The following is a 24,840-nucleotide window of genomic DNA, read 5'->3' on the forward strand; positions in this document are numbered from 1 at the left end:
TGCTGGCGCCATGGACACGTTCTCTCCCGCTGCCGGTGGCCTGGCCTGGACCTTCGATCCCGATCTGCTGCGACGGCATGACCGTCCCGGCCCGCGCTACACCTCCTATCCCACCGCGCCGCACTTCCATGACGGCTTCGATGCACCCGCGCTGCGCCAGGCGATCGCCGACAGCAACCCGTTGGCGCGCGCGTTGTCGTTGTACGTCCACGTGCCATTCTGCTCCAGCCCCTGCTTCTACTGTGGCTGCAACCGGGTGATCACCCGCGACCGCGGGCGTGGCCACAGCTACGTGTCACGCGTGCTGGCCGAGGCGGACCTGCTGGCACCGCAGTTCGCCGACGGTCGTGAAGTGATCCAGCTGCACCTCGGCGGTGGTACGCCGAATTTCCTCGATGCCGATGCGATGACCGCACTGGTCGAGGGCCTGCGCCGCCGCTTCGATTTCAGCGGTTCGTCGCAGCGTGATTTTTCCATCGAACTGGACCCGCGTTTCATCGACACCAGCGATGTGGCGATGCTGGCCCGGCTGGGCTTCAACCGCGCCAGCCTGGGCGTGCAGGATTTCGACCCGCAGGTGCAGGAATCGATCAACCGGGTGCAGGGCGTACGGCAGACGCTGGATATCCTGCGTGCGTGCCGCGACAGCGGCATGCGTTCGGTCAACGTCGATCTGATCTACGGCCTGCCAGGGCAGAGTCTGCAGGGCTTCGGCCGCACCCTGGAACTGGTGCTGGCGCTGCGTCCGGATCGACTGGCGGTGTATGGCTATGCGCATCTTCCGCACCTGTTCCGCGCGCAGCGGCAGATCGACGAAAGCCGGATGCCTTCGCCGGAAGACAAGCTGGCGCTGCTGGGCCTGGCGGTGGAGCGCCTGTCCGCAGCCGGCTACCAGTACATCGGCATGGACCACTTCGCATTGCCGGAAGAAGATCTGTCGCGTGCCCAGCGCGCCGGCCAGCTGCATCGCAACTTCATGGGCTACACCACCCACGCCGACACCGATCTGCTCGGCCTTGGCGTAAGTGCGATCAGTCACATCGGTGCCACCTACAGCCAGAATCCGCGTGACCTGCCGTCGTGGGAGAGCGCGGTGGACCAGGGACAGCTGCCGGTCTGGCGCGGCGTCGCACTCAGTGCCGACGACCAGCTGCGCGCCGAGCTGATCCAGCAGTTGATGTGCCAGGGTGAGGTGGATGGAATGTCACTGGCCCAGCGCCACGGCATTGATTTCGAGACCTACTTCGCCGAAGACCTGCAGGCCGTGCAGCGCCTGCAGCAGGATGGCCTGGCCGAGTACCGCGATGGCGTGGTGCGTGCCAGCGAGCCCGGGCGGCCGTTGCTGCGCCTGCTGGCGATGTGCTTCGATCCCTATCTGCGCGCTGCGCAGGAGCAGCCGCGTTACTCGCGGGCCATCTGAGCGCGGGTCTCAGCGCTTGCCGACGCCGCGTTCAGGGTGGCGAGCGGCCATGCCACCACTGGAGGTGGTGCTCCAGTTGCCGCTCAGATCGCGCACGCTGGTGGAGTAGGAGCCGTCGCTGTACTCGGTGCGCCACCTGCCGCTCAGGTCACGCTTGCTGACCGAGTAGCTGCCGTCACTGTACTGGGTGCGGATGTTGCCGCTCAGGTCAGTGCTGCTGTTGGAGTAGCTGCCATCGCTGTGGGTGGTGCGCTTGCGGCCACTCAGATCCGTGGTGGTGGTCGAACGGCTGCCGTTGCTGTGCTCGGCGGTCACCCGGCCGGACAAGTCGCGCTTGATGCGGCTGGACGATCCGTCACTGTTGCGGATATCCAGGCTTCCGTCGAGGTTGCGATGACTGTCCGAACGACTCTGCGCCGATGCCGGTGCGGTGGCCTGGGCGAGCATCGCGACCAGCGCCAGCGATGACGCGATCCCTATCCACTTCATGGCTGATCTCCTTGTGCGCGGTTCGGCGGCCGGGGCGGGGGGTTCGATTCTGCCATGCCGGCCTGAAGGCGTCCTGATCGCGGAAACGGCAGCTGAGTGGCCGCATTCCCTCCGGCGGGCTGCTGTGCGCAACCAGCGGTGCGGACCCTTTGTGGGAGCGTCAATGCTTGATTGGGTGTGCTATTCCGCCTGAATGGAAGCCGCCTACCAGAAGCTGGTCCGCATGACGGGTGCCACCGTGTCGCTGCAGGAGTTCGCCGCGCTCTATGCCCACGATCCGGGCAGGCGCTGGGCTAGCTCATGCGCATCGCGGCTCGCGTCTGCTCCTGGGCGTGGTCCTGCTGGGCGACCTGCTGTGCCTGTGAAATCTGCTCGACCTTGGCGAGCGACTGCTCCACGGGTGTGTTGACGGCCTCGCTGATCGCAACCGACGCCCGCAGGTGTGCCGGATTGTCGAGCTCGCCCTGCACGACGAACATGCGCGGGCCCGAAACATTGCTCGGCGGAGTGCCCAGCACGACGTGATCGACGCGCTCCAAACCGCTGCTCTTAGCTGTTGCCAGCAAGCTGGCCGTCATTCGCTCGCTGATTTCATCGAAGCCGCGCCCGTGCTTGGCGTCCAAGGCGGATACGCCATCGCGAATCTGCCGGTAGAGCGCATGGTCTGAGTGACCTTCCTTTCTGGGATCCAGGCCTGCCTTGTCCAAGGTTGATTCGATGCTTTCTTGCAACGGGCTCTTGGGAGAGAAGCCTGGATTGGTCAGAGAGGGCGAGCCCTTGTCGGTTGCATCCGGGACCAGCTGCCCGCCGGGCTTGAGCGCATTGTGGGCGCGCTGCTCCGCTTCAGCTTCTTGGCGAGCGTATGCACCGGCTTCCTCGGTGCCGCGCAGGTAATTGACCCCGTCGCGCATGAGTCCGGGGCCGCCGCCGACAAGCACGGTCGCTCCCATACGCAGCTGATGAATATCACTGCGGTAGTCGGCAATCCGGCGCAGGTCTTCAGGGTCTGTGACCCGGGCTCTGGGGTCGTCCAGTACAGACTGCACCGGCCCCTTGTCGGTCATCCGATCAAGGAAATGAACCATTCGATGGGAATCCCCCAACTGGACCGCCACAGCGGCGGACATGAGGTGGCCGCTTTTCAGCCCAGGTGCTCCGAGGGACGCGATGCGTTGGCCCTGCTCGGCGGTGCGCAGAACCTCCAGTTCCTTGGGGAGCGCGTACATCTCAACCTTGCCGTAATGCGGGCCGCCCGCACTGACCAGGTCGCCTGCCATGACATGGTTGGTGAACGGCGCCGCATTGGCTGGCCTTCGGAAAGGCGATAGGCCAACCCGGCAGCGCCGTACGGATTGAACGCGTCGCCGGGGAGGTTGTAGTGGTGCGCGGTGATCTGTGCGAGCGCGCCGCCCAGTGAATGGCCGGTGACGTGCACTGGCCCATACCCATTTTCCTCAGCCAGTTTGGTTGCCTGCTTGGTGAGCGCAAGAGCATCGCCAAGCTGTGAATTGATTCTGGCGGTGACCATCGCAGCGTCGATGCCGCCATCAAGTACTGCCTGGCGATCAAACTCGGTTCCACGATGGGCAGCGATGACTTCTTTTGTTTCTATGTTGAGGTAGACAACACCTTGATATCCGTTCCCGGAGTCGCGACGGGCCAAAACCGTGTATTTCGTTCCATCAATGGCGATGTCGGAATCGGGGGGCGGGAGGGGGTCCTTATAGACATGGTTCGAAAGCGTGGCGTTTTCCCTAGCGTTCATGGCGTTGTTCCTTCAACCCGTGTGGATACTTCGATTGGGAAGTATTCCTTGCGCTTGTCTTGTGGCATCTTTTCGTACCAACTCGAAGGTTCGGTTGGAGTCCGGCTTGGCGTTTGCCCCGTGGTCATGGGGGGCAATGCGCGCTTTATATAGGCGGTGAAGGTTTTCCCGCCTTCAATCTCACTGAATAGAGCTGAGACTGATGCACGGATTGGCCGATCATCGATGATGAAGGCGAACGAAGCTTCTACGAGAGCAGGTGTCCATGTGCACGGGCCACTACCGTAATAGTCAGCAACTTCCATTCCGTCCTTGAACACGGTGCTGCTGAATTCTGTAGCACTTATACGCCGTACTGGGGGATCAATCGTGTGCTGGTTCGGTTCGTATTGCACACCCTCGTAATTGTTGATCGGGGGGAGGCAAAGTGGATCTATCTGGTAGGTGACGGATACCTTGGGAGTTGGTATCTCCAGTGGCGCGTCATGGACCCGGATGATGATGGGCAGCGCATCCGCAGGTACAGGATTTTCGCGGTAAACAGGATACGAGCGTTCCTTGTGGCAGCCTGAAATGACCAAGCTGATCAAAGCGATCAATGCCGCATGGGAAAGGCTTGCGAGAGATTTCAGCATGAGCCGTCCATGTCGCGGATTGACGAACTGTGGGGGCATGCTTGTACAGCTTTACTGCGGAGCATGGTTCTCGGTGCGTGAAGCTGCCGACAGGATTGCCTTGATCGGTGTTCAGCTGGACAAGAGCTATGGCTGTGAAAGCCTGCGCGATGAGCATTTCGGGGCAAATACGACAGTCTCGTCGCCGCCGTCGGCTCGTTCCCATAGCCTCCATTCTTGCGCCCCAGCGATACGGGGCCATGCGAGATAGCGTTCATCATCGCTCCATTGCTCTTCATCAACAGACTATACGGCTCGTTTCTGCCGTGTTCCATAAAGATGTGGGAGACGAGGAATGAGCGGGCGGCCTGCATCTTCCAGGGTAAACGCTATGCCGAGCGCTGGTGCGCGGGCAGGCTGGCCCCCCGGATGCGGCTGCGAGCAGCTGTGGCTCGGATGGTGGACGACACTCCGAGCGAGCCTCTACCGCCGCTGCCCGCCCTGCCGCCTACACAAACAGCTGCAGCAGGCACGCTGCTTGATCGAGGGGGGCGAGGGACCTAGAACGAGTAAAGGAAGCGCTGGCGCCAATCCGTTCGCCGGCGGTGATGAAGCCAAGGGCGAAGGACCCGATGAAGACACGGCTGAGGACAGGTCTGAGGGAACTGCGCCGGGGCGTGTGAGCCCGGCCAGCTCGCTTTTGCGGAGCAAGTCAAAAATTGCGGAGCGCCGGGAGCTACAAGAAATCGCCCGAAACCGTTGGTGCCCGGAGCCGGAATCGAACCGGCATGGGGTTGCCCCCGGCGGATTTTAAGTCCGATGCGTCTACCAGTTTCGCCATCCGGGCCTGCAGCGCGCGCCGATTGTAACGGAATCGCCGCCGCTGCCGCCGGCTAACGCGGCTTTTACGCAACCGGGCGCGGGGCTGGGTACAGTCCGCCAACATTTCCGGGAATGGCGATATGCGTGCACGCGGCGAGCGATGGATCGGATGCAGTGCCGTGCTGGGGCTGATGCTGGCGATTGGCCCGGCTGCCGCGCAGCAGGTGCCTGCGCCCACCGGCGCGGTGGTGGACATGGAGACGGTGCAGGTGACCGGCGAACAACCCGGCCCCGGCCTCTGGAAGGTCACCGCTCCACAGGGGCATGTGCTGTGGATCCTGGGCACGGTCTCGCCGTTGCCGAGCGGGGTGCAATGGCGCTCCGACGAAGTCGAGCGGACCATTGCCAGCGTCGACCATGTGCTGGGCGATCCGGGTTTCGCCCTCGATGCGAAGATCGGCGTGTTCAAGGGTCTGACCCTGCTGCCACTGGCATTGAAGACCGCGCGCGATCCGCAGGGGCGCACGCTTGACCAGATCCTGCCGCCGGCAACGCACGCGCGCTGGCTCGGCCTGAAACAGACCTACCTGGGCAATGACCGTGGCGTGGAAAAGGACCGTCCGCTGGTGGCCTCCGGCCGCTTGTACCAGGCCTTCCTCAAGCGCAACGGCCTGCGCGATGGCAAGCAGGTCAAGGAAGCACTCGGGCGCGCGTACAAGGCGCACGATCTGAAGCCGGAAGACGTGCAGGTCAAGCTGAAGGTCGACGACATCCGTGGCACGTTGAAGGAGCTGCAGGCCACCGAAGTCGATGACCGCGCGTGTTTCGAACGCACGCTCGACACGGTGGAATTCCAGGCACCGGTGCTGCGCGAGCGCGCCAACGCCTGGGCGCTGGGGGATGTCGCGGCACTGCGTCGGCTGTCGGGTTCGGCGATGGCCCAGACCTGCCGCGAACTGCTGCAGGATTCGGCCTTCGTGCGCCGGCGCGGCTGGAGCGATATGCCGCAGCAGGTACGCACGCGCTGGCTGCAGGGCGTGGATGCGGCGCTGAGCCGTCATCCAGGCACCTTCGCGACGGTGCCGGTCAGCCTGCTGCTGGGCGAGGGCTATCTGGATGCGCTGGTGCAACGCGGTTATCAGGTCGAGTCGCCGCCGGAATAGCCAACGCTTGAAGTCCTCGTGCTTCCTGTCATATTCCTCTGCACTCAGGAGGGGAGTGATGGACATGCCGTTGCATGCGTACGCTTATGTCAGCACGGCCAGGGAGGGACTGGACGTGCCCGAGCTCGATGCATTGCTGGCCGATGCGACCGCGTTCAACCGCATGGCCGGGGTGACCGGGGCGTTGATGTTCGATGGCAGCCGTTTCCTGCAGTACATCGAAGGCCCACGGGATGGGCTGGCTTCGGTGCACGCGCGGATCGGCAACGCGCGTCGCCACGGCAGCATCATCCAGCTTGCCGCAGGCCCGATCCCGAGCCGCTGGTTCCCGCGCTGGACGATGGCCAACCGGCACGTGGATGCGGCGACGCTGGGCAGCATCGTGGCGGCCCCGTGGCATGGTTTCAGCCTGGGGCAGGAGCCCCCGGAGCATGGCTTCTGCCTGTTGTTGCGGGCCTGGACGGGGCGGCACGGCGAACTCGAGCCGGCTGCCGTCAGCCTCGGATCCTGATCCGGGCGTGGTCTGGCGCCGCTGCCGCGGTTAACCTTGTCGGCACGTTTGCCTGCTCCCGGATCCTCGCATGACCCAGTGGACACCATCGCCGCCTGTTGGACGCCGCGCATGAGCGCGCCGATCGGCGCAGCACAGAGCCCGTCCCCGGCCATCATCGGCCTGGGATATGTCGGGCTGCCGTTGGCAGTGGCGTTCGGCCGCCAGCTGCCCACCCTGGGGTACGACATCGACGCTGCGCGCATCGCCGAACTGGCCGGTGGGCAGGACCATACGCTGGAAATGGAGCCGGACGAAATGGCCAGCGCGTCGCTGCTGCGTTACAGCAGCGATCCGGCGCAGCTCGACGCCTGCAACGTCTACATCGTCACCGTGCCCACGCCGATCGATGCCTACGAGCAGCCTGATCTGGAGCCTTTGCGCTCGGCGACGCGACTGATCGCCAGCCATCTGCGCGCCGGTGATCTGGTGATCTACGAATCCACCGTCTACCCGGGTACCACCGAAGAAGTCTGCGTGCCGCTGCTGGAACAGGGCTCGGGCCTGCGCTTCAACGAGGATTTCTACTGCGGCTACAGTCCCGAGCGGGTCAGCCCGGGTGACCGCCAGCGGCGCCTGGCCGACATCCGCAAGATCACCTCCGGTTCAACGCCGGACGTGGCTGCGGTGGTCGATGGCCTGTACCAGCGGATCATCACCGCTGGCACGTTCCCGGTGCCGTCGATGCGGGTCGCCGAAGCGGCCAAGGTGGTGGAGAACATCCAGCGCGACGTCAACATCGCGCTGGTCAACGAGTTGGCCCTGATCTTCGATCGCCTCGGCATCGACACCCAGGATGTGCTCGACGCCGCAGGCAGCAAATGGAACTTCCTGCCGTTCCGGCCGGGGCTGGTGGGAGGCCACTGCATCGGCGTGGACCCGTACTACCTGCTGCACAAGTCCGAAAGCATGGGCTACCACCCCGACCTCATCCACACCGCCCGGCAGGTCAACAACCGGGTGGGCGAACATGTGGCCAAACGCGTGCTGGCGATGCTCGCCGAGCGTGGCCGCATGCCAGCGCACTCGCGCATCCTGGTGCTGGGCGTGACCTTCAAGGAGGACTGCCCGGACCTGCGCAACAGCCGCGCGCTGGAACTGGCCCAGCGGCTGGCCGGCAGCGGCGCGCAGGTGGACGTCAGCGATCCGTGGGTGGGGCCAGCTGCCATGGCGGACGAGGGCGTGAACTGGCTGGCCGAGCCGGTGCCCGGCAGCTACGACGCGGTGGTGCTGGCGGTGGCGCATGAGAGCTTCAAGGCGATGGACGATGCCCATATCCGCAGCCTGTTGGCGCCCGGTGGGCTGGTCTATGACGTGAAGTCCGCCTGGCCGCGCAGCGTGGTCGACGATCGCCTGTAGGTGCTTGCGCGGTAGACTCGGGGCAGTTGCAACCGAGGAACGCCATGCACCGGTATATCGTCTACCTGCTCGCCATCCTGATGTTTCCGATCTGCCTGTGGCTGGCCACGATCTGGCCGGCCTGGTACTGGGGCGTCGGCATTACAGCTGCGATGGTGGCGCTGGGGACCTGGGACCTGCTGCAGAAGCGCAGCACCCTGCGCCGCAACTATCCGGTGATGGCGCACTTCCGTTATGGCCTGGAATCGATCGGCCCGGAGATCCGCCAGTACTTCGTGCAGAGCGATCTGGAGGATGTGCCGTTCTCGCGGCAGCAGCGTGCGCTGATCTACCAGCGCGCCAAGAACCAGATGGACACGGTGCCCTTCGGCACCCTGCGCAGCACATATGCGGTGGACTACGAATGGATCAACCATTCGCTGGCGCCGACCACCATCGCCAAGCATGATTTCCGCGTGCTGATCGGTCCGAACTGTGCCAAGCCCTATTCGGCCAGCGTGTTCAACATCTCGGCGATGAGTTTCGGTTCGCTGTCGGCCAATGCGATCCGCGCATTGAACGAAGGCGCACGCCTGGGGGGTTTCTACCACGATACCGGTGAAGGCTCGATTTCGCCGTATCACCGGGAGATGGGCGGTGACCTGGTCTGGGAGATCGGCTCGGGCTACTTCGGGTGCCGTGACGAAAAGGGCGGCTTCAGCGAGGAACGCTTCGTTGCCAATGCCAACCACGATCAGGTGAAGATGATCGAGATCAAGCTGTCGCAGGGCGCCAAGCCCGGCCATGGCGGGGTGCTGCCGGCGCCGAAGGTGACCGCCGAGATCTCGGTGACGCGTGGCGTGCCGATGGGCGTGGACTGCGTGTCGCCATCGCGCCATTCGGCCTTCTCCACGCCGGTTGAACTGCTGCAGTTCGTGGCCCGCCTGCGTGAACTGTCCGGTGGCAAGCCGGTTGGTTTCAAGCTGGCCATCGGCCACCCGTGGGAATGGTTCGGCATTGCCAAGGCGATGCACGAGACCGGTCTGCTGCCTGATTTCATCGTCGTCGATGGCGCCGAAGGCGGTACCGGCGCGGCACCGGCCGAATTCGTCGATCACGTGGGGGTGCCGATGCACGAAGCGTTGCTGCTGGTGCACAACACCCTGGTCGGCCTGGACCTGCGCGAGCACATCCGTATCGGCGCTGCCGGCAAGATCACCAGCGCGTTCGATATCGCCCGCACCATTGCGATGGGCGCCGACTGGTGCAATGCCGGGCGCGGTTTCATGTTCGCGCTGGGCTGCATCCAGTCGCTCAGCTGCCATACCGACAAGTGCCCGACCGGCATCGCGACCCAGGATCCGGCACGCTGGAAGCATCTGGATGCACCGGACAAGGCCACGCGCGTGTACAGCTTCCACGAGCACACCCTGCACGCGCTGAAGGAGTTGCTGTGCGCGGCGGGCTTGAACGATCCGGCCGAGCTCGGCCCGGAACACATTCTGCGGCGGGTGTCGCCGGTCGAGATCCGTTCGCTGGCCTCGCTGTATCGCTACCTGGAACCGGGCGAGCTGCTGCACAAGGTGCCCGACCACGCGGTGTTCCATTCGTTCTGGGCGGACGCACGCAGCGATTCGTTCCAGCCGCCACCGAAGATCCGGGCGCTGCGTGCCAGCAAGTCGCGATGACCCCGCGTTGCAGGACCGAGCCCATGCTCGACTGCACGAAAACCATCCATGCAAGGAGGCTGCATGCAGTTCAGGACGGGTACCGACGATGATGTGGGCACGCTGTGGGCCCTGCGAACGCGCTGCGTACGTGAGCTGTGCAGCAGCCACTATCCGCCGGAGGTGATTGCACCCTGGTCGGCATCGCCGCCGCCGGTGCAGTATTCGCGGTTGCTGGGGCAGGGCGGCTGCGTCGTGGCCGAGGATGACCGGGGCAATGTGCTGGGGTTCGGTGTGTTCGATGCCGAGGGCAACGAGATCGATGCGCTGTTCGTTGATCCGGATCGGGGCGGGCAGGGTATCGGCCAGGCGCTGATGCAGCGGTTGCTGGCCCTGGCCGACCCGACGCGGGAGGTTGTGCTGTCGGCCTCGCTCAACGCCGTGCCGTTCTACCAGCGGCAGGGCTTCGTCGCCGAGCGCGAGGAACTGTATCCGCATCCCAGTGGCGTGGCATTGGCGTCGGTGAAGATGCGCCGGCCGGGGTGAAATTTCCGGCGCTATCGCGCGTTGATCAACGCGTGGCCAACCACGCGGTCACGCCCTCTGCCGCACGCAGTCCGCTGGCATAGCACGCCGTCAACAGGTAGCCGCCGGTCGGTGCTTCCCAGTCCAGCATCTCTCCGGCGCAGAACACGCCGGGCAAGGCACGCAGCATCAGGCCCTCGTCCAGCGCGTCCAGGCGCACGCCGCCGGCCGTGCTGATCACCTCGGCCATCGGCCGCGGGCGCAGCAGGCGCAGTGGCAGGCGCTTCAACGTGGCGATCACCGCGGCCAGATCGTTGCCAGCATCCTTGCCCAGTGTTTCGAACACCAGCGCGGTCTTCACTGGGTCCAGTCCAGTCTGGCGACGCAGGTGCTCGCCGAAGCTTCGCCCCTTGCGCGGCTGCGAAAGGTCGGCCAGCAGCCGTGCCTCGTCGCGGCCCGGAACCAGGTCCAGCCACAGCGTGGCGTGGCCGTCGCGGTTGAGGGTTTCGCGCAGGTCGGCCGACAGGGCGTAGATCAGGCTGCCTTCGATACCGTACTCGCTGGCCACGCACTCCCCTTGCAGGGTGTGCGGCTCACCGTCGAGGCCATGCCAATGTGCGACGACCGGCTTCAGTGGTGCGCCCGCATGGCGTTGCGCGAAGAACGGCGTCCATGCAACGTCGAATCCGCAGTTGGCCGATTGCAGCGGCGCGATGTCCACGGCGCGGGCCTGCAACGTCGGAACCCATGCACCGTCACTGCCCAGCTGCGGCCAGCTTCCGCCGCCCAGTGCCAGTACGGTCGCATCGGCACGCACCTCCAGTTCGCCGTTGTCGGTGGCAAAACGCAGTGCGCCGTCGTCGCTCCAGCCCAGCCAGCGATGGTTGACGTGCAGGCGCACGCCCTGTTCCTTCAACCGGCGGACCCAGCCGCGCAGCAACGGTGCCGCCTTGCGGTCGACCGGGAACACCCGGCCGGAACTGCCGACGTAGGTTTCCACGCCGAAGCCAGCGGCCCAGTCGCGCAGCGCCTGCGCGTCGAAACCATCCAGCCAGCGGCCGACGCGGGTTGCCTGCTCGCGGTAGCGGCTGTCGAACAGTGGACGTGGGTCGGAATGGGTGAGGTTGAGCCCACCCTTGCCGGCGATCAGGAATTTGCGGCCCGGCGAGCCCTTGGCCTCGTACAGATCGACATCCAGGCCTGCCGCGCGCAGCCGCTCGGCGGCAAACAACCCGGCCGGGCCGCCGCCGATGACGGCGATGCGGCGCGGCGGGCGGACGTCACTGTTGGACATTGAGCAGCTCGACGTCGAACACCAGCGACGAACCTGCCGGAATCGGGCCGACCTGGCGGTCGCCATAGCCGAATTCCGGCGGAATCATCAGCGTGCGCTTGCCGCCGACCTTCATGCCGGCGACGCCTTCATCCCAACCACGGATGACCTGGCCCGCACCCAGTGTGAAGGTGAACGGCTCGCCGCGCTCGACCGAACTGTCGAAGGTCTTGCCGTGCTTGTTGTCGGCGCGCTCGTCGTAGATCCAGCCGGTGTAATGCACGCTGACCTTCTGGCCCGGCACGGCCTCGGCACCACTGCCCGGCTGGGTGTCGATGCGCTCGAACGTGGCAATGGTGCCTCCCGGCGGCGGGCCGGACGGCTCCGACGAGCAACCAACGGCGGCGAGGGACAGCAGCAGGGGAAGCAGCAGGCGGCGCATCAGGCGTCTCCAGGGGCGATGAGTCGAGGGCGGCAAGGTTAGCGCATCGGCGCCGGGTATCATGGTGGCATGGCAAAACTCCTGCTCAATCTGCGCAATGTCGGCAACGACGAATATGCTGATGTCTGCACGCTGCTGGACCAGCACGGCATCGCCTGGTACCGCACCGAACCCAGTCCGTGGGGCATCTCCAATGGTGGCCTGTGGCTGCGCGAGGATGCCGACCAGCCGCGTGCCAAGGCGCTGATGGCCGACTACCAGGCGGCCCGTGGCGTGCGGGTCCGTGCCGAGCGCGAACAGGCCCTGCGCGACGGCACTGCCGAGACCTTTGGCAGCCTGTTGCGCCGCCGCCCTGTGTTCGTGGTGCTGGTGCTGCTGGGCATGGCGGTGGCGGCGGCACTGGTGCTCCTGCCGTTCATGCTGCTGCGGGGGTAGGGGGTTTGGCCGGGTTGCACCCGGCACCCGCAGAGGCAATGGCAACAGCAACAGCGGGCGTTCCGTCGTGGGCGGGGCGGTGTGGGCAGGCGGGGGACGCCGTAGACCCATCCTTGGGGGCTCGATGGCGCCATCCATGGCGCCAACGGTCCCGCCTGCCCACACCGCCCCGCCCCGGACGCGTTCCGGGTGCTGTCGGTAGATGTCGACCTTGGTCGACACTGTGGTAGATCCAGGCCATGCGTGGATGAACGGTGGAGGCTGATACGGGGGCGGTCAGGCGCTAAAATGGCGGGATGATCGCCAATACCGCTGCCTATCATTTCGCCGTCATCGACGCCCCCCAGGCCCTGTGCGACCAGCTGCAGGCGCGTGCCGAGGCGTCCGGCCTGCAGGGGACGATCCTGGTGGCGGGCGAGGGGCTGAACCTGTTCCTGGCGGGTGCGCCGTCCGCGATCGATGGCTTCTACGCGGAACTGCGTGCTGATGCGCGCTTCGCCGATATGCGGGTCAAGACCAGCTTCAGCGAGCACCAGCCGTTCGCGCGGCTGAAGGCCAAGGTCAAGGACGAGATCATCAGCTTCCGTCGTGACGATGGCCAGCCGCTGGACTACCCGCGCGCGCCGGCCATCGATCCTGCTACCGTGCAGCGTTGGCTGCGGCAGGGGCATGATGATGCTGGCAAGCGCGTTGTGATGCTCGATACGCGCAACCTGCAGGAGATCGAGTACGGCACCTTCAAGGATGCGCTGGTACTGCCCATCCACAAGTTCACCGATCTGCCCGAGGCGCTGGCGCCCCATCGTGAAGCGCTGAAGGACAGCACCGTGGTCAGTTTCTGCACCGGTGGCATCCGCTGCGAGAAGGCGGCGCTGTGGATGCTCAACGACGGCATGGACAACGTGCTGCAGCTCGATGGCGGCATCCTCGGTTACTTCGAGGAAGTCGGCGGTGAGGGCTACGAAGGTCGTTGTTTTGTGTTCGACGAACGGGTGGCGCTGGATGCCGAACTGAAGCCGTTGGTGGACGAGCCGTTGCCCGAGCCACGCCCCAGCGCGTTCTGACGCTTCCACATTGGCCTGCGGGCCTGAACCGGCCAGGCAGGAATCAGCGTCCCGCCACCGGCACTGGCCGTGGGGGCAGGTCGACCCCATCAAACGGGGATCTTGTGACGGAAAACCGCCTGATGATCCCGTTGTCGATTCTCGACCTGGCCCCGGTCTGCGAGGGCAGCGATACCACTGCCGCCTTTGCCAACATGCTTGAGCTCGCCCAGCATGCCGATGCGCTGGGCTACCGCCGCTACTGGCTGGCCGAACACCACAACATGCCTGGCATCGCCAGTGCCGCCACGGCGGTGCTGATCGGTCATGTGGCCGGTGGCACCCAACGCATCCGCGTCGGCGCCGGCGGCATCATGCTGCCCAACCATGCGCCGCTGCAGGTGGCCGAGCAGTTCGGCACCCTGGCCTCGCTGTACCCCGATCGCATCGACCTGGGCCTGGGCCGCGCGCCGGGTACCGACCAGCCGACCGCCCGCGCCCTGCGCCGCTATTTCGACAGCGCCGACCAGTTTCCGCAGGACGTACGCGAACTGCTGCATTACTTCGAACCGGTGCAGCCCGGCCAGGCGGTGCAGGCCGTACCCGGCGGCGGCCTGCGGGTGCCGACCTGGATCCTCGGTTCCAGCCTGTTCGGCGCACGCATGGCCGCCTCGATGGGCCTGCCGTACGCCTTCGCCTCGCACTTCGCCCCCGATTCCATGGATGAAGCGCTTGCGGTGTATCGCCGCGAATTCCGCCCTTCGGCCACGCTCAAGCAGCCGCACGCGATGCTGGCGTTGAACGTGGTGGCCAGTGACAGCGAGGCCGAATCGCGGCGGTTGTTCACCAGCCAGCAGCAGAGCTTCGTCAACCTGCGTCGCGGCCGTCCGGGCAAGATTCCGGCGCCGATCGATGACATCGAAGCGTTCTGGGAACCCCACGAGAAGCTGGGCGTGGAGCGGGCGCTGGCGTGCACCGTGCTGGGTGATCCGCAGCAGGTTGCCGATGGCATTGCGGCGTTCGTCGAACGCCATCAGCCCGACGAACTGATGCTTACCGCCAACCTGTACGACCACCGCGCGCGCCTTCGCTCGTTCGAACTGGCAATGCACGCTTGGCATGCCCGCCACGCGGGCTGAACAATTGCGTCACGGCAATTTGCGGTGCGGACGCGTCTGATGGGGACTCCCACTTCCGGAGTCCCCCATGGACGAATCGCGTACCGAGCACATTGCCCAGCTGGCTGAACTGATCAAGGACGTGGAGGTGGCGATGTTCACCACCCGTGGTGTCGATGGACGCCTCTACAGCCGTCCGCTTGGCACCCAGCAGGTCGCCTTCGATGGCGACCTGTGGTTCGCCACTGCGGCCGACAGCCCGAAGGTGGCCGAGATCGCGCTCGACCCGCGGGTCAACGTGGCCTATGCCTCGCCATCGAAGAATACGTATGTGTCGGTAGCCGGCGTGGCACGGATCATCGATGACCGCGCGAAGGTCGAAGAGCTGTGGTCGCCGGCGATGAAGCTGTTCTTCCCGGGCGGCCCGGATGACCCGAGCCTGCGCTTGATCCACGTGCGTGCAGAGACCGCCGAGTACTGGGACGGACCGGGCACGCTGCTCGGCTCGGCGTTGAGTTTCGTGTTGTCGGCGGTGCAGGATGAGCCGGCACGGTTGGGCGACAACGGATTCATCGATCTGCGTTGATTGCAGTAACCCGCCGGGCATGGCCCGGCGCTACCGGGCGGGGCTCAGGGTAGCGCCGGGCCATGCCCGGCGAGCGCAGCGGCAGGCGCTCAGAACCAGCGCTGGAACAGGTCGACGGTGTAGCCCACCAGCTGCCCGGAACTGAAGCCGAAGAATGCGATCGCCACCAGCGCAGCCACCCAGTTGAACAACATCAGCGCGCCGTCGCGTTCAAGCAGGGCCAGCGCGAACAGCAGCAACTGGAAGCCGAACAGATAGTTGGTGAACGGAATCGGCAACGACAGCAGCAGGCCCAGCAGCACCAGCAGCAGGCCGCTGAAGGCGTGGGCGGGAGCCGGGGTCAGCAGTTGCGGCATGCGCGGCTTGAGCATGCGGTCGAGGCGGCGCAGGGCACCATCGATGCGATCCAGGAACCGGTGCATGGTGCCGCGCTTCGGCCCGCGACGGGCAATGAAGCCGGGCAGCCAGGGCCGGCGCATGCAGAACAGCATCTGCAGGCCGATCAGGATCACCAACGGACCGCTGACTGCGCCGCCCAGCCCCGGGATGGGGATGAAGGCCGGCAGGATGGCGACGAACAGGAATACACCAAAGGCACTCTGCTGCAGATCCTGCAGGATCTGCCCCAGCTTCATGTGCTGGGCCGGGTCACCGAAGGCGAACATCGCCAGCAGGGTCCGGATGCCCTCGTTGCGGTACTCCGGCGATGCAGCGCCGGGGCCGGCGTCAGGCGGTGAGCTCATCGGCCTGCTCGTCGGACAGGGTGCGAAGCAGCAGTTTGTCCACGCGCGCACCGTCCAGATCGACCACCTCGAAGCGCCAGCCGGCCCAGTCGAAGTACTCGCCCGCGTGCGGGATGCGGCCGAAGAAGTGGATGCACATGCCGGCCAGGGTGTAGTAATCGCCATCCTCGGCGTCGGGCAGGTCGTTGCTGCCGATCAGCTCGCGCAGGTCCTCGATCGGCAGCGAGCCGTCCACCAGCAGCGAGCCGTCCTCACGGGTCACCACCAGCGCGTCCTCGTCGGCATTTTCCGTTGCCTGCAGGCGGCCGACCACCGCGCCCATCAAATCGCTGATGGTTACCAGGCCCTGGATCTCGCCGTACTCGTCCACCACCAGCGCCATCGACTGCTGTTCTTCGCGGAAGATCTCCAGCAGCTTCATCGCATGGGTGGATTCGGAGACGTACAGCGGTTCGCGCAACGTCTGGAACAGCGCGTTGTCGCCGCGTGCCATCCGCGTGGCCAGCGATTTCAGCTCAAGCACGCCGACCACGTCCATGTCGTTGTCGCGGTACACCGGGTACCGCGAGAACTCGTGCTCGGCCATGATCTCCAGGTTCTTGTCCAGGCCACCCAGCGTATCCAGCCAGGCGATCCGGTTGCGCGGGGTCATCAGGCTGTCGGCGGTACGGTCGCCCAGGCGCATCACGCGGTTCATCATGTCGCGCTCGTGGCTGTCGATCACGCCGGCCTCGTGGCTCTCGGCCACCAGCATGCGGATCTCCTCTTCGGTCACCGACGCGACCTCGTCCTTGCCCAGGCCGAACAGGCGCAGCACCAGCTGGGTGGTCTTGGACAGCAGCCAGACGAAGGGGAAGGCCAGCTTGGCCAGCCAGCTCATCGGCAGCGCCACCAGGCCGGCGATGTCCTCCGAGCGGGTCAGGGCCAGTCGCTTGGGCACCAGTTCGCCGAAGATCAGCGTGATGAAGGTGATGAAGGTGACTGCAAGGGCCTTGCCGATGCCGCCGGCGTAGGCGAAGCCCGGCATCAGCCCCTGGATCCAGCCGCCGATGGCTTCACCCAGTGCCTCGCCGCCGAGGAAGCCGGTCAGCACGCCGATCACGGTGATGCCGATCTGGACGGTGGACAGGAAGGCTTCCGGCTTCTCCGACAGCTCCAGGGCCTTGGCCGCGCGCTTGGAGGTGCCAGCCAGCTGCTTCAGCCGGCTCTTGCGCGAGGTCATGACCGACATCTCGGACATGGCAAAGAAGCCGTTCAGCAGAACAAGCGCGAAAACAATCAGGATCATTTCAAACACGGGCATCGTCCCCGGTTGGTGACAGGGAGGGCGGGTGCTTGCGATGGCGGCAGGCGCTCAGGAACGGGGTCCGGCGCGGCGCTGGGGGATAAGGGTCGTCGTCCATAAGGTGCGCCCGAAGACGCGCTGGCATCTTAGCAAAGGGCCGTGGCTGGGTGGCAAATGCCTGTTCAGTTTTGGGCGTCCCGACCCCCGGAAAGGGGCAGGGATACCCGTGATGGTCATCTAGCCGTCATAATTCGCACTGGTGCCGTCCTTCCCGCGACGGCTGACAGGTTTCTCAATGTTCTCTCTGCAGACCATTTTCGGTTCCGGCAAACAGTTCTACACCCTGCTCGATGAGGCTGCCGTCGCGGCTTCCGATGCCGCCAAGGCACTGCATTCGATGCTGCGCGACGCCGATCGCCAGCCCGCCCTGGATGCCTTCAAGCTGGCCCGTCTGCGCGAACGCGCGGCCTCGGACAAGATCAGCCAGGCGCTGGTGGACAGCTTCATGACCCCGATCGAGCGCGAAGATATCGAAGCGCTGGGCTCGGCCCTGTACAAGATTCCCAAGCAGATCGAGAAGTTCGCCGATCGCTATTCGCTGGCCACCACCCACCTGGAACACATCGACTTCGCGCCGCGCGCGGCGATGCTGGAGCAGGCCGCTGGCGTAGTGGTGGAGATGGTCGCCGACCTGCGCCACATGAACCTGGACCGGATGACCGCGCTCAACGAGCGCCTGCGCTCGCTGGAAAACGAGGCCGACCGCCTGATGCTCGAACTGTACCGCGACATCTACTCCGGTCGCCTGGACAACCTGCAGATGTTCCTGCTCAAGGAATTCTTCGAGATCTTGGAAAAGGCCATCGACCGCTGCCGCGAGGCCGGTGTGGTGGCGTACCAGATCGTGTTGAAGAACAGCTGACGGGCCGGTACCGATGCTCACCCTAGTCCTGGTGGTGATCCTGGCCGCGCTCGTCTTCGAGTTCATCAACGGCTTCCACGATACCGCCAACTCCATCGCTACCGTGGTGGCAACCAAAGTACTGTCGCCCGGTTGGGCGGTGATGCTTGCCGCCTTCATGAACCTCATCGGTGCCCTGACCGGCACCGCGGTCGCACTGACCATCGCGTCGGGCCTGCTCAACACCAACGTGGTCGACGTGACCCCGCAGGTGATCCTGTGCGCGCTGCTCGGCGGCATCATCTGGAACCTGATCACCTGGTGGAAGGGCCTGCCGTCCTCGTCCTCGCACGCGTTGATCGGTGGCCTGTGCGGCGCCGGCCTGGCTGCGGCCCACAACAACTGGGACGCGCTGATCTGGTCCGAACGGCTTGGCAGCTGGGCGCAGAACAAGGGCCTGCTGTGGAAGGTGTTCGTGCCGATGATCACCTCGCCGATCGCAGGCTTCCTGCTCGGCATCGCAGTGATGGTGCTGTTGTGGGCACTGATCGCAGGCCTGGCCAAGATCGGCGGCGCGATCGGCCGGCTGGCACGTCCGCGCATCGTCAATGCGTTCTTTGGCAAGGCACAGATCGCTTCGGCGGCCTACATGGGCTTTGCCCACGGCCACAACGATGCGCAGAAGACCATGGGCATCATCGCGATGACCCTGATCGGTGCCGAGGCGACCGGCGCGTTGAACGACCTGCCGTCGTGGCTGGCCTTCATGCATCCGGACGCGCACGCTGGCGACGGCATTGCCATGTGGATCGTGCTGACCTGTGCGGTGGTGATGGCCGCCGGTACCGCCTCGGGCGGTTGGAAGATCATCAAGACCCTGGGCCACAAGATGGTCAAGCTGCACCCGATCCACGGCTTCGCCGCGGAAACCAGCTCGGCCACCGTGCTGACCCTGGCGGCGCACTTCGGCATGCCGGTATCGACCACCCACAGCATCTCCACCGCGATCATGGGCGTAGGCTTCGCCAAGAACCCGCGTTCGCTGCGCCTGGGCGTGATCGAACGCATCGTCTGGGCCTGGATCCTGACCATCCCGGCGGCAGGCGGCTGCGCCTACCTGATCCTGAAGCTGTTCGAGCTGCTCGGCTGGACCTGATGCCAGGAGCCTTGGGATCAGAGCCCTTTCCCTGCAGGAAAAGGATCTGACCCCGGAAAACAAAAAGCCCGCCGGATTCCGGCGGGCTTTTTCATTTCATGAAGCATCCGGTTTCCGTTATCCACGCATGGCGTGGATCTACAGTGTCGACCAAGGTCGACACCTACCAACAGCAGCAGGAAGTCGACACCCACCAACAGCAGCCGGAACCTGTCGAAGGCGGGGTGGGTCCGGTTGCGGGGGTGCCTGCGGCATGGATGCCGCGGCCAAGCCCCCAAGGGTGAGGGCGCTTTGCTTGCGAGGCACTGCTTCGCAAGCGCCCGAACGCACAGCCGCCAGCGGCTGGGCCGGTCTGGGGGTTTACGGCGTCCCCCGCAACCGGGCCCACCCCGCCAACCCACGGAAAGCCCGCTTTTGACGTTGCCGTTGCCGTTGCCGTTGCCGTTGCCGTCGATTCTGCGGGTGCCGGGCGGCAGGCCCGGCCGACAATCCCTCAATTGCGCTGGAACAACGCCTGCACATCCCTGCGGAACGCCGCCTGGCTGTCAGCCCGGCTGTAGAACATGTGCCCACCCGGATAGCTGCGCACCTGCACGCGGTCCGGGTTGCTGCCCATCGTCGGCATCTGGTCCACCGTCAGGATCGAGCCCATGAACGGGCAGGACAGGTCATTCCAGCCGTGCACGATCAGCACCTGCAGATGCGGGTCGATCGCCACGGCCTGGCGCAGCTGGGTCACCGCGCCCTCGCGCAGGTCACCATTACGATCCCACAGACGGTTCACGTCGTAGTTCAGCGCCTGGTAGCGCGCATCCACCTTCCAGCCGACCTCGCGGGTAACGAAGTCGACCATCGCGGTGGTGGTCGGGGCGATGATGCTGTCCAGCAGCGGATCGTTGGCGCGCTGCTCCGGATCGTTCGGGAACGGATCGAACGCAGTGACGTTGGAATCGTAGCGGCTGCCCAGCGTGCCCTTGTCGCGGAACACCTCACGCAGGTAGGCCTGGGTTTCCAGGCGACCGCCGGCGCGGCGCACGAACTGCGGGTCCAGGCCGGTCAACTCGGCCACCCGGCGCAGCATCGCCTCGGTCGCCTGCGGATCGCTGCGGCCCTTCATCAGCGCGGTGGCGTAGTCGCCGCGGGTGTACTCGACCACCTCGCGCATCGCCGCGTCGGTCAGCTTGCCCTGGCGTTCCAGGTGCGCGGCAGCGATCGACGGAAGGGTCTGCATCCACGCCATCGGCGAGACATCGGCGTTGTCTTCCAGGGTCGGGCTCAGGTAAGGCGACACCAGCACCAGGCCGTTCATCGCCACGCCCAGGCGCGTCTGCAGGAAGTGGGTGATGCGCGGGCCGCGATAGCCGCCATAGCTCTCGCCGGTCAGGTACTTGCGCGAGGCCATGCGCTGGTTGCGCAGCAGCCAGTCGTAGATCGTGCGCGAGAGGTACTCGACATCGGCACTGGGCGTATACAGCTGTTTCTTCGCTTCCTCATCGCCGATGCGGGCGCGGCTGAAGCCGGTACCGACCGGATCGATGAACACCAGGTCGGTGAAGTCCAGCCAGGTGCCGGGATTGTCGTGCAGCTTCGCCGGCGCCGATGCGCTGTCGCCTTCCGAACCGAAGGTCACCACCTTCGGGCCGATGGCGCCCAGGTTGAGGTACACAGAAGATGCGCCGGGGCCGCCATTGAGAGCGAAGGTCACCGGCCGGTCCTTGCCCGGCATCGTGTAGGCGGTGAACACCACATCGGCGATCACCTTGCCCTTCGCATCGCGTACCGGCAGGGTGCCAACGGTGGCGGTGTAGTCGAGGGTGCGGCCCGCCAAGCGCATGCTCTGGCGAGCCGACGCATCGGCCGGCAGGGGCGCGGCTTCGGTCTTTTCTTCTTTCGATTCGGAGGCGCCGTCAGCAGCAGGCGCGGCCAGCACGCAGGCAGGGGCGATCAGCAGGCCGACGCAGAGCGCGGCAGAGTGCAGCAGGAACTTCATGGCACCGGAACGGCAGCGGAAGGGACCCCGATGCTAGGGCGGGGTGCCGCGCACCGTATGTGTCCAAAGGCATGGGCCGGCGTTGTGGCCTGATCCGGTCAAGCGAAGGTGGCTGAGCGCACCGCGTCGTCGGCCAGCAGCCCATACACGGCCGAGTCGGCCAGTTCACCCTGGATACGCCAGCGCTGCCGCAGCAGGCCTTCGCGGTGGAAGCCCAGGCGTTCGAGCACGTGTGCCGAGGCGTGGTTGCGTGGATCGATCTCCGCTTCCACCCGGTGCAGTTGCAGGATGTTGAACAGATAGGCCAGCACCTGCTGCAGCGCTTCATGCATGTAGCCGTGGCCCTGCTTGCCAGGTGCCAGCAGATAGCCGATTTCCGCGCGCGCCGCGTCCCGATCCAGGGCAAACACCACGCAGATGCCCAGCAGCGGGCCGTCCACCGATTCGCGCAGGGCCAGCTTCAACTGCGTGCCGGTGGCCTGTGCAGCCAGGTCGTCGTCGATCTGCGCGCGTGCTTCGGCCGGACGCGTCCACGCCGGGTGGTTCCACCAGTGCATCACGTCCGGGTCGGACTGCAGGGCGAACAGGGCCGCGGCGTCATCGCGGCGAATGGGGTTCAGCACCAGGCGCGCGCTGTGCAGCGGCAGCCCGGGGAACAGCAGTGAGTTGGCGGGCAATGGGGTCGTCCACGCGGATGAACGCGCATTATGGACCCGCAGGGTTTGCCGATGGCGGCCGATCCAACGGCCCGGTAATGCCGGCCGCTGGCCGGCAGCACGAAGAGGTCCGGTAGTGCCGGCCGCTGGCCGGCAGCACGAAGAGGTCCGGTAGTGCCGGCCGCTGGCCGGCAACCCAGGTATCCCGCTGGTTCAAGAAAAGCAGCCGGCCAGCGGCCGGCACTACCACCGGTCCGGGAATCAGACTTCCAGCGAAGCCAGATCGCCCTTGCTCTCCAGCCAGCCCTTGCGGTCCGACGCGCGCTTCTTGGCCAGCAGCATGTCCATCAGTGAATGGGTCTGCTCGCCATCGTCGATGGTCAACTGCACCAGGCGACGGGTGTCTGGATGGATGGTGGATTCACGCAGCTGCGGCGGATTCATCTCGCCCAGGCCCTTGAAGCGGGTCACGTTGATGGCGCCCTTGATCTTCTCGCGTTCGATCTTGTCCAGCATCGAGCGCTTTTCTTCCTCATCCAGGGCGTAGAACACCTGCTTGCCCACGTCGATGCGGAACAGCGGCGGCATCGCCACGAACACGTGGCCGGCATCGACCAGCGCCGGGAAGTGCTTCAGGAACAGTGCGGTCAGCAGCGTTGCGATATGCAGGCCGTCGGAGTCGGCGTCGGCCAGGATGATCACCTTGCCGTAGCGCAGGCCGCTGATGTCTTCCTTGCCCGGGTCACAGCCGATGGCCACCGCCAGGTTGTGCACTTCCTCCGAGGCCAGCACGCTGTTGGAGGACACTTCCCAGGTGTTGAGGATCTTGCCGCGCAGCGGCAGGATCGCCTGGAAATCCTTGTCGCGGGCCTGCTTGGCGCTGCCGCCTGCCGAGTCGCCCTCGACCAGGAACAGTTCGGTGCGCGACAGGTCCTGGCTGATGCAGTCGGCCAGCTTGCCGGGCAGAGCAGGGCCCTGGGTGACCTTCTTGCGGACGACCAGCTTCTCGGTCTTCAGGCGCGCACTGGCGCGCTCGATGGCGATCTGCGCGATCTTCTCGCCCAGCTCCACATTCTGGTTCAGCAGCAGGCTGAACGCATCGTGCGCGGCGCCTTCGACAAAACCGGCGGCCTGGCGCGAGGACAGGCGTTCCTTGGTCTGGCCGCTGAACTGCGGGTCGGTCATCTTCAGCGACAGCACGAACGACACGCGGTCCCACACGTCTTCCGGGGCCAGCTTGACGCCGCGCGGCAGCAGGTTGCGGAAGTCGCAGAACTCGCGCAGCGCTTCGGTCAGGCCGGTGCGCAGGCCGTTGGCGTGGGTGCCGTGCTGTGCGGTGGGAATCAGGTTGACGTAGCTTTCCTGCACCAGCTCGCCTTCCGGCAGCCAGGCCACAGCCCAGTCCACGATCTCGGTGTCTTTCTTCAGGTTGCCCACGAACAGGTCGGCCGGCAGCGACTCGCGATCGCCCAGCTCCAGCTTCAGGTAATCGCGCAGACCGTCTTCGTAGTACCAGGTGTCGACCTCGCCGGTGGCTTCGTCGGTCAGCTTGACGGTCAGGCCCGGGCACAGCACGGCCTTGGCGCGCAGCAGGTGCTTGAGCGCGCGCACGGCGAACTTGGGCGTATCGAAGTACTTCGGGTCCGGCCAGAAGCGCAGGCGGGTACCGGTGTTCTTCTTGCCGACGGTGCCGACCACTTCCAGCGGCGAGGCGCGGTCGCCGTTGCGGAAGGTGATGCGGTGTTCGGCACCGTCGCGCTTGATGTGGATTTCCACCAGGGTCGACAGCGCATTGACCACGCTGACGCCGACGCCATGCAGGCCGCCGGAGAAGGTGTAGTTGTTGTTGTTGAACTTGCCGCCGGCATGCAGGCGGGTAAGGATCAGCTCGACGCCCGGGATCTTCTCTTCCGGATGGATGTCCACCGGCATGCCGCGGCCGTCATCGCTGACCTCCACGCTGCCGTCCTTGAACAGGGTGATCTCGATCGAGCGGGCATGGCCGGCGAGGGCCTCGTCCACCGAGTTGTCGATCACTTCCTGCGCCAGGTGGTTCGGGCGCGCGGTGTCGGTATACATGCCGGGGCGGCGCTTGACCGGGTCAAGGCCGGACAGGACTTCAATATCGGCGGCGTTATAGCGGGCGTTCATCTGTCTTCGAAAGCGTGGAGCGACGGGCAAGTGTGCGGTCTGGACCGGGAATTTGCACGCCTGCGGTTCAGCCTCGTTGGCGGGGAGGGGGTAAAATGGCAACCGCTGGAACCGAACACCGGCGCCCCCCACATCCGAGCCATACCGCGAGGAGGACTCCATGAAGAAGTTGCTGACCATTGCGATCCTGGCTGCCGCCGCTGTTGCAGTGCCGATGGTGCTGGCGCAGAACGCCGGCCAGCCTGCTCCGCAGCAGGGTGACCAGGCCGACAAGGCGCAGTCCGAAGCCGAGGCCAAGGCCAAGCGCCGCGCGCAGGCCAATGCCGAGATGAAGGCCAAGGGCCAGCCGGTGCCGCAGCAGGAAGAAGAGGAAGAGGCACGCAAGAAGAAGTAATTCTTCTGCCCCTCCGAGGCCCTTGCCACAAGGGTTTCCCCCTCGAACGCCCCGCCCAGCGGGGCGTTTCTTTTTGCCGATGGCGCCATCTGCCCCTTGGGTTGGCGGCCATCTATCTGTAAACTATGGCTTTCCGGGAGTAAGTGCGTGTCCACCATTTGCGAATGGGCTGGCACGGCCAAGCGTGGCCTCCAGCAAAGCGGGTCGCAGGTGACGGTCGAAGTGACCGGCACGGCCGCCCCGACCTCGCAGGGTGGTTCCCCGCTGGCGCATTGCGCTGGCCGGGCCCGCACCTCCCTCGCTGCTCCAGCGAA

At 65.6% G+C, this 24,840-nt stretch carries 24 protein-coding genes, 1 tRNA gene and 1 pseudogene; 14 read left to right on the forward strand and 12 right to left on the reverse strand.

The genetic code is table 11. The annotated features are described in order from the left end of the window. The first annotated feature begins 10 nt into the window (after positions 1-10). Positions 11-1,420, forward strand: coding sequence for an oxygen-independent coproporphyrinogen III oxidase (hemN, locus tag ABIA73_RS14190; protein ID WP_025875156.1), 1,410 nt, complete (start codon positions 11-13; stop codon positions 1,418-1,420). A gap of 9 nt (positions 1,421-1,429) precedes the next feature. Here hemN and ABIA73_RS14195 read toward each other — a convergent pair whose 3' ends face one another. Beyond that, positions 1,430-1,909, reverse strand: coding sequence for a hypothetical protein (locus ABIA73_RS14195; RefSeq protein WP_059063732.1), 480 nt, complete (start codon positions 1,907-1,909; stop codon positions 1,430-1,432). A gap of 193 nt (positions 1,910-2,102) precedes the next feature. Between ABIA73_RS14195 and ABIA73_RS21525 the strand changes: the two are divergent. Beyond that, positions 2,103-2,198, forward strand: a pseudogene (locus ABIA73_RS21525) (SOS response-associated peptidase family protein); the annotation flags it as partial. A gap of 4 nt (positions 2,199-2,202) precedes the next feature. Here ABIA73_RS21525 and ABIA73_RS14200 read toward each other — a convergent pair. The 4 genes from ABIA73_RS14200 to ABIA73_RS14215 all read right to left on the reverse strand — a co-directional run bounded on the left by ABIA73_RS14200 (position 2,203) and on the right by ABIA73_RS14215 (position 5,135). Then, positions 2,203-3,135, reverse strand: coding sequence for an XVIPCD domain-containing protein (locus tag ABIA73_RS14200; protein WP_309910361.1), 933 nt, complete (start codon positions 3,133-3,135; stop codon positions 2,203-2,205). Beyond that, complete coding sequence (locus tag ABIA73_RS14205) at positions 3,051-3,674, reverse strand: Tle-like phospholipase domain-containing protein (RefSeq protein ID WP_309910363.1); 624 nt, start codon at positions 3,672-3,674, stop codon at positions 3,051-3,053. Before ABIA73_RS14205 ends, ABIA73_RS14200 begins: the two co-directional genes overlap by 85 nt. After that, positions 3,671-4,309 carry a hypothetical protein gene (locus ABIA73_RS14210; protein WP_080149209.1) on the reverse strand — a complete coding sequence of 213 codons (639 nt, stop codon included), beginning with the start codon at positions 4,307-4,309 and terminating at the stop codon, positions 3,671-3,673. Before ABIA73_RS14210 ends, ABIA73_RS14205 begins: the two co-directional genes overlap by 4 nt. Positions 4,310-5,048: 739 nt before the next feature. Continuing rightward, a tRNA-Leu gene (locus tag ABIA73_RS14215) sits at positions 5,049-5,135 on the reverse strand. A gap of 115 nt (positions 5,136-5,250) precedes the next feature. Between ABIA73_RS14215 and ABIA73_RS14220 the strand changes: the two genes are divergently transcribed. The 5 genes from ABIA73_RS14220 to ABIA73_RS14240 all read left to right on the forward strand — a co-directional run bounded on the left by ABIA73_RS14220 (position 5,251) and on the right by ABIA73_RS14240 (position 10,374). After that, entirely contained in the window at positions 5,251-6,273 is a 1,023-nt protein-coding gene (locus tag ABIA73_RS14220; RefSeq protein ID WP_059063734.1) for a TraB/GumN family protein, read from the forward strand. A 58-nt stretch (positions 6,274-6,331) separates the two neighbouring features. Continuing rightward, positions 6,332-6,784 (forward strand): BLUF domain-containing protein, encoded by a 453-nt coding sequence (locus tag ABIA73_RS14225; protein ID WP_223482232.1) that lies wholly within the window; start codon positions 6,332-6,334, stop codon positions 6,782-6,784. A 111-nt stretch (positions 6,785-6,895) separates the two neighbouring features. Continuing rightward, positions 6,896-8,182 carry a nucleotide sugar dehydrogenase gene (locus tag ABIA73_RS14230; RefSeq protein WP_059063736.1) on the forward strand — a complete coding sequence of 429 codons (1,287 nt, stop codon included), beginning with the start codon at positions 6,896-6,898 and terminating at the stop codon, positions 8,180-8,182. Positions 8,183-8,226: 44 nt separating this feature from the next. Beyond that, complete coding sequence (locus tag ABIA73_RS14235) at positions 8,227-9,849, forward strand: FMN-binding glutamate synthase family protein (RefSeq protein WP_354275947.1); 1,623 nt, start codon at positions 8,227-8,229, stop codon at positions 9,847-9,849. Positions 9,850-9,912: 63 nt separating this feature from the next. Continuing rightward, positions 9,913-10,374 (forward strand): GNAT family N-acetyltransferase, encoded by a 462-nt coding sequence (locus tag ABIA73_RS14240; RefSeq protein WP_033830792.1) that lies wholly within the window; start codon positions 9,913-9,915, stop codon positions 10,372-10,374. Between the two features lie 25 nt (positions 10,375-10,399). Here the strand turns inward: ABIA73_RS14240 and ABIA73_RS14245 are convergent, their stop codons facing one another. Then, complete coding sequence (locus ABIA73_RS14245; RefSeq protein ID WP_218789078.1) at positions 10,400-11,647, reverse strand: TIGR03862 family flavoprotein; 1,248 nt, start codon at positions 11,645-11,647, stop codon at positions 10,400-10,402. Beyond that, the gene (locus tag ABIA73_RS14250) at positions 11,634-12,068 is read right to left on the reverse strand and encodes an FKBP-type peptidyl-prolyl cis-trans isomerase (protein WP_025878883.1); all 435 of its coding nucleotides are present in this window, start codon (positions 12,066-12,068) and stop codon (positions 11,634-11,636) included. The genes ABIA73_RS14245 and ABIA73_RS14250 overlap by 14 nt, the downstream gene beginning before the upstream one ends. 69 nt (positions 12,069-12,137) lie before the next feature. Here ABIA73_RS14250 and ABIA73_RS14255 point away from each other — a divergent pair, with 69 nt between their 5' ends. From ABIA73_RS14255 to ABIA73_RS14270, 4 genes are all read left to right on the forward strand, one after another. Beyond that, positions 12,138-12,503, forward strand: coding sequence for a DUF6164 family protein (locus ABIA73_RS14255; protein ID WP_032976499.1), 366 nt, complete (start codon positions 12,138-12,140; stop codon positions 12,501-12,503). Positions 12,504-12,799: 296 nt separating this feature from the next. After that, entirely contained in the window at positions 12,800-13,567 is a 768-nt protein-coding gene (locus ABIA73_RS14260) for a sulfurtransferase (RefSeq protein ID WP_032976500.1), read from the forward strand. Between the two features lie 122 nt (positions 13,568-13,689). Continuing rightward, the gene (locus ABIA73_RS14265) at positions 13,690-14,685 is read left to right on the forward strand and encodes an LLM class flavin-dependent oxidoreductase (protein ID WP_032976501.1); all 996 of its coding nucleotides are present in this window, start codon (positions 13,690-13,692) and stop codon (positions 14,683-14,685) included. Between the two features lie 67 nt (positions 14,686-14,752). Beyond that, positions 14,753-15,250 carry a pyridoxamine 5'-phosphate oxidase family protein gene (locus ABIA73_RS14270; protein WP_025878887.1) on the forward strand — a complete coding sequence of 166 codons (498 nt, stop codon included), beginning with the start codon at positions 14,753-14,755 and terminating at the stop codon, positions 15,248-15,250. A gap of 89 nt (positions 15,251-15,339) precedes the next feature. Here ABIA73_RS14270 and ABIA73_RS14275 read toward each other — a convergent pair whose 3' ends face one another. Together ABIA73_RS14275 and ABIA73_RS14280 are read right to left on the reverse strand one after the other, a co-directional pair. Beyond that, complete coding sequence (locus ABIA73_RS14275) at positions 15,340-15,993, reverse strand: exopolysaccharide biosynthesis protein (protein ID WP_025878888.1); 654 nt, start codon at positions 15,991-15,993, stop codon at positions 15,340-15,342. Further along, complete coding sequence (locus ABIA73_RS14280; RefSeq protein ID WP_032952108.1) at positions 15,977-17,281, reverse strand: hemolysin family protein; 1,305 nt, start codon at positions 17,279-17,281, stop codon at positions 15,977-15,979. Before ABIA73_RS14280 ends, ABIA73_RS14275 begins: the two co-directional genes overlap by 17 nt. 292 nt (positions 17,282-17,573) lie before the next feature. Between ABIA73_RS14280 and ABIA73_RS14285 the strand changes: the two genes are divergently transcribed. Next, positions 17,574-18,200 carry a DUF47 domain-containing protein gene (locus tag ABIA73_RS14285; protein ID WP_025878890.1) on the forward strand — a complete coding sequence of 209 codons (627 nt, stop codon included), beginning with the start codon at positions 17,574-17,576 and terminating at the stop codon, positions 18,198-18,200. Positions 18,201-18,213: 13 nt separating this feature from the next. Next, positions 18,214-19,335, forward strand: a complete 1,122-nt coding sequence (locus ABIA73_RS14290) for an inorganic phosphate transporter (RefSeq protein WP_025878891.1) — start codon at positions 18,214-18,216, stop codon at positions 19,333-19,335. A 493-nt stretch (positions 19,336-19,828) separates the two neighbouring features. Here the strand turns inward: ABIA73_RS14290 and ABIA73_RS14295 are convergent, their stop codons facing one another. The 3 genes from ABIA73_RS14295 to parE form a co-directional block, all read right to left on the reverse strand. Further along, positions 19,829-21,325, reverse strand: a complete 1,497-nt coding sequence (locus tag ABIA73_RS14295; RefSeq protein WP_032976502.1) for a S10 family peptidase — start codon at positions 21,323-21,325, stop codon at positions 19,829-19,831. A gap of 98 nt (positions 21,326-21,423) precedes the next feature. Further along, positions 21,424-22,002 (reverse strand): GNAT family N-acetyltransferase, encoded by a 579-nt coding sequence (locus ABIA73_RS14300; RefSeq protein ID WP_354275948.1) that lies wholly within the window; start codon positions 22,000-22,002, stop codon positions 21,424-21,426. A 240-nt stretch (positions 22,003-22,242) separates the two neighbouring features. Beyond that, the gene (parE, locus tag ABIA73_RS14305) at positions 22,243-24,132 is read right to left on the reverse strand and encodes a DNA topoisomerase IV subunit B (protein ID WP_025878894.1); all 1,890 of its coding nucleotides are present in this window, start codon (positions 24,130-24,132) and stop codon (positions 22,243-22,245) included. A 160-nt stretch (positions 24,133-24,292) separates the two neighbouring features. On the opposite strand from parE, the gene ABIA73_RS14310 reads away from it, so the two are divergent. Beyond that, complete coding sequence (locus ABIA73_RS14310) at positions 24,293-24,526, forward strand: hypothetical protein (RefSeq protein WP_025878895.1); 234 nt, start codon at positions 24,293-24,295, stop codon at positions 24,524-24,526. The last annotated feature ends 314 nt before the right edge of the window (positions 24,527-24,840 follow it).

Origin of the sequence: Stenotrophomonas sp. 2694 (genome assembly GCF_040548715.1) — a bacterium.
GTDB lineage: Bacteria > Pseudomonadota > Gammaproteobacteria > Xanthomonadales > Xanthomonadaceae > Stenotrophomonas > Stenotrophomonas indicatrix.

What these genes read in the sequence shown, in the direction of transcription:
- hemN (WP_025875156.1), top strand. Translation starts at nt 11, where the DNA reads ATGGACACGTTCTCTCCCGCTGCCGGTGGCCTGGCCTGGACCTTCGAT.
- ABIA73_RS14195 (WP_059063732.1), bottom strand. Translation starts at nt 1,909, where the DNA reads ATGAAGTGGATAGGGATCGCGTCATCGCTGGCGCTGGTCGCGATGCTC.
- ABIA73_RS14200 (WP_309910361.1), bottom strand. Translation starts at nt 3,135, where the DNA reads ATGTACGCGCTCCCCAAGGAACTGGAGGTTCTGCGCACCGCCGAGCAG.
- ABIA73_RS14205 (WP_309910363.1), bottom strand. Translation starts at nt 3,674, where the DNA reads ATGAACGCTAGGGAAAACGCCACGCTTTCGAACCATGTCTATAAGGAC.
- ABIA73_RS14210 (WP_080149209.1), bottom strand. Translation starts at nt 4,309, where the DNA reads ATGCTGAAATCTCTCGCAAGCCTTTCCCATGCGGCATTGATCGCTTTG.
- ABIA73_RS14220 (WP_059063734.1), top strand. Translation starts at nt 5,251, where the DNA reads ATGCGTGCACGCGGCGAGCGATGGATCGGATGCAGTGCCGTGCTGGGG.
- ABIA73_RS14225 (WP_223482232.1), top strand. Translation starts at nt 6,332, where the DNA reads ATGGACATGCCGTTGCATGCGTACGCTTATGTCAGCACGGCCAGGGAG.
- ABIA73_RS14230 (WP_059063736.1), top strand. Translation starts at nt 6,896, where the DNA reads ATGAGCGCGCCGATCGGCGCAGCACAGAGCCCGTCCCCGGCCATCATC.
- ABIA73_RS14235 (WP_354275947.1), top strand. Translation starts at nt 8,227, where the DNA reads ATGCACCGGTATATCGTCTACCTGCTCGCCATCCTGATGTTTCCGATC.
- ABIA73_RS14240 (WP_033830792.1), top strand. Translation starts at nt 9,913, where the DNA reads ATGCAGTTCAGGACGGGTACCGACGATGATGTGGGCACGCTGTGGGCC.
- ABIA73_RS14245 (WP_218789078.1), bottom strand. Translation starts at nt 11,647, where the DNA reads ATGTCCAACAGTGACGTCCGCCCGCCGCGCCGCATCGCCGTCATCGGC.
- ABIA73_RS14250 (WP_025878883.1), bottom strand. Translation starts at nt 12,068, where the DNA reads ATGCGCCGCCTGCTGCTTCCCCTGCTGCTGTCCCTCGCCGCCGTTGGT.
- ABIA73_RS14255 (WP_032976499.1), top strand. Translation starts at nt 12,138, where the DNA reads ATGGCAAAACTCCTGCTCAATCTGCGCAATGTCGGCAACGACGAATAT.
- ABIA73_RS14260 (WP_032976500.1), top strand. Translation starts at nt 12,800, where the DNA reads ATGATCGCCAATACCGCTGCCTATCATTTCGCCGTCATCGACGCCCCC.
- ABIA73_RS14265 (WP_032976501.1), top strand. Translation starts at nt 13,690, where the DNA reads ATGATCCCGTTGTCGATTCTCGACCTGGCCCCGGTCTGCGAGGGCAGC.
- ABIA73_RS14270 (WP_025878887.1), top strand. Translation starts at nt 14,753, where the DNA reads ATGGACGAATCGCGTACCGAGCACATTGCCCAGCTGGCTGAACTGATC.
- ABIA73_RS14275 (WP_025878888.1), bottom strand. Translation starts at nt 15,993, where the DNA reads ATGAGCTCACCGCCTGACGCCGGCCCCGGCGCTGCATCGCCGGAGTAC.
- ABIA73_RS14280 (WP_032952108.1), bottom strand. Translation starts at nt 17,281, where the DNA reads ATGATCCTGATTGTTTTCGCGCTTGTTCTGCTGAACGGCTTCTTTGCC.
- ABIA73_RS14285 (WP_025878890.1), top strand. Translation starts at nt 17,574, where the DNA reads ATGTTCTCTCTGCAGACCATTTTCGGTTCCGGCAAACAGTTCTACACC.
- ABIA73_RS14290 (WP_025878891.1), top strand. Translation starts at nt 18,214, where the DNA reads ATGCTCACCCTAGTCCTGGTGGTGATCCTGGCCGCGCTCGTCTTCGAG.
- ABIA73_RS14295 (WP_032976502.1), bottom strand. Translation starts at nt 21,325, where the DNA reads ATGAAGTTCCTGCTGCACTCTGCCGCGCTCTGCGTCGGCCTGCTGATC.
- parE (WP_025878894.1), bottom strand. Translation starts at nt 24,132, where the DNA reads ATGAACGCCCGCTATAACGCCGCCGATATTGAAGTCCTGTCCGGCCTT.
- ABIA73_RS14310 (WP_025878895.1), top strand. Translation starts at nt 24,293, where the DNA reads ATGAAGAAGTTGCTGACCATTGCGATCCTGGCTGCCGCCGCTGTTGCA.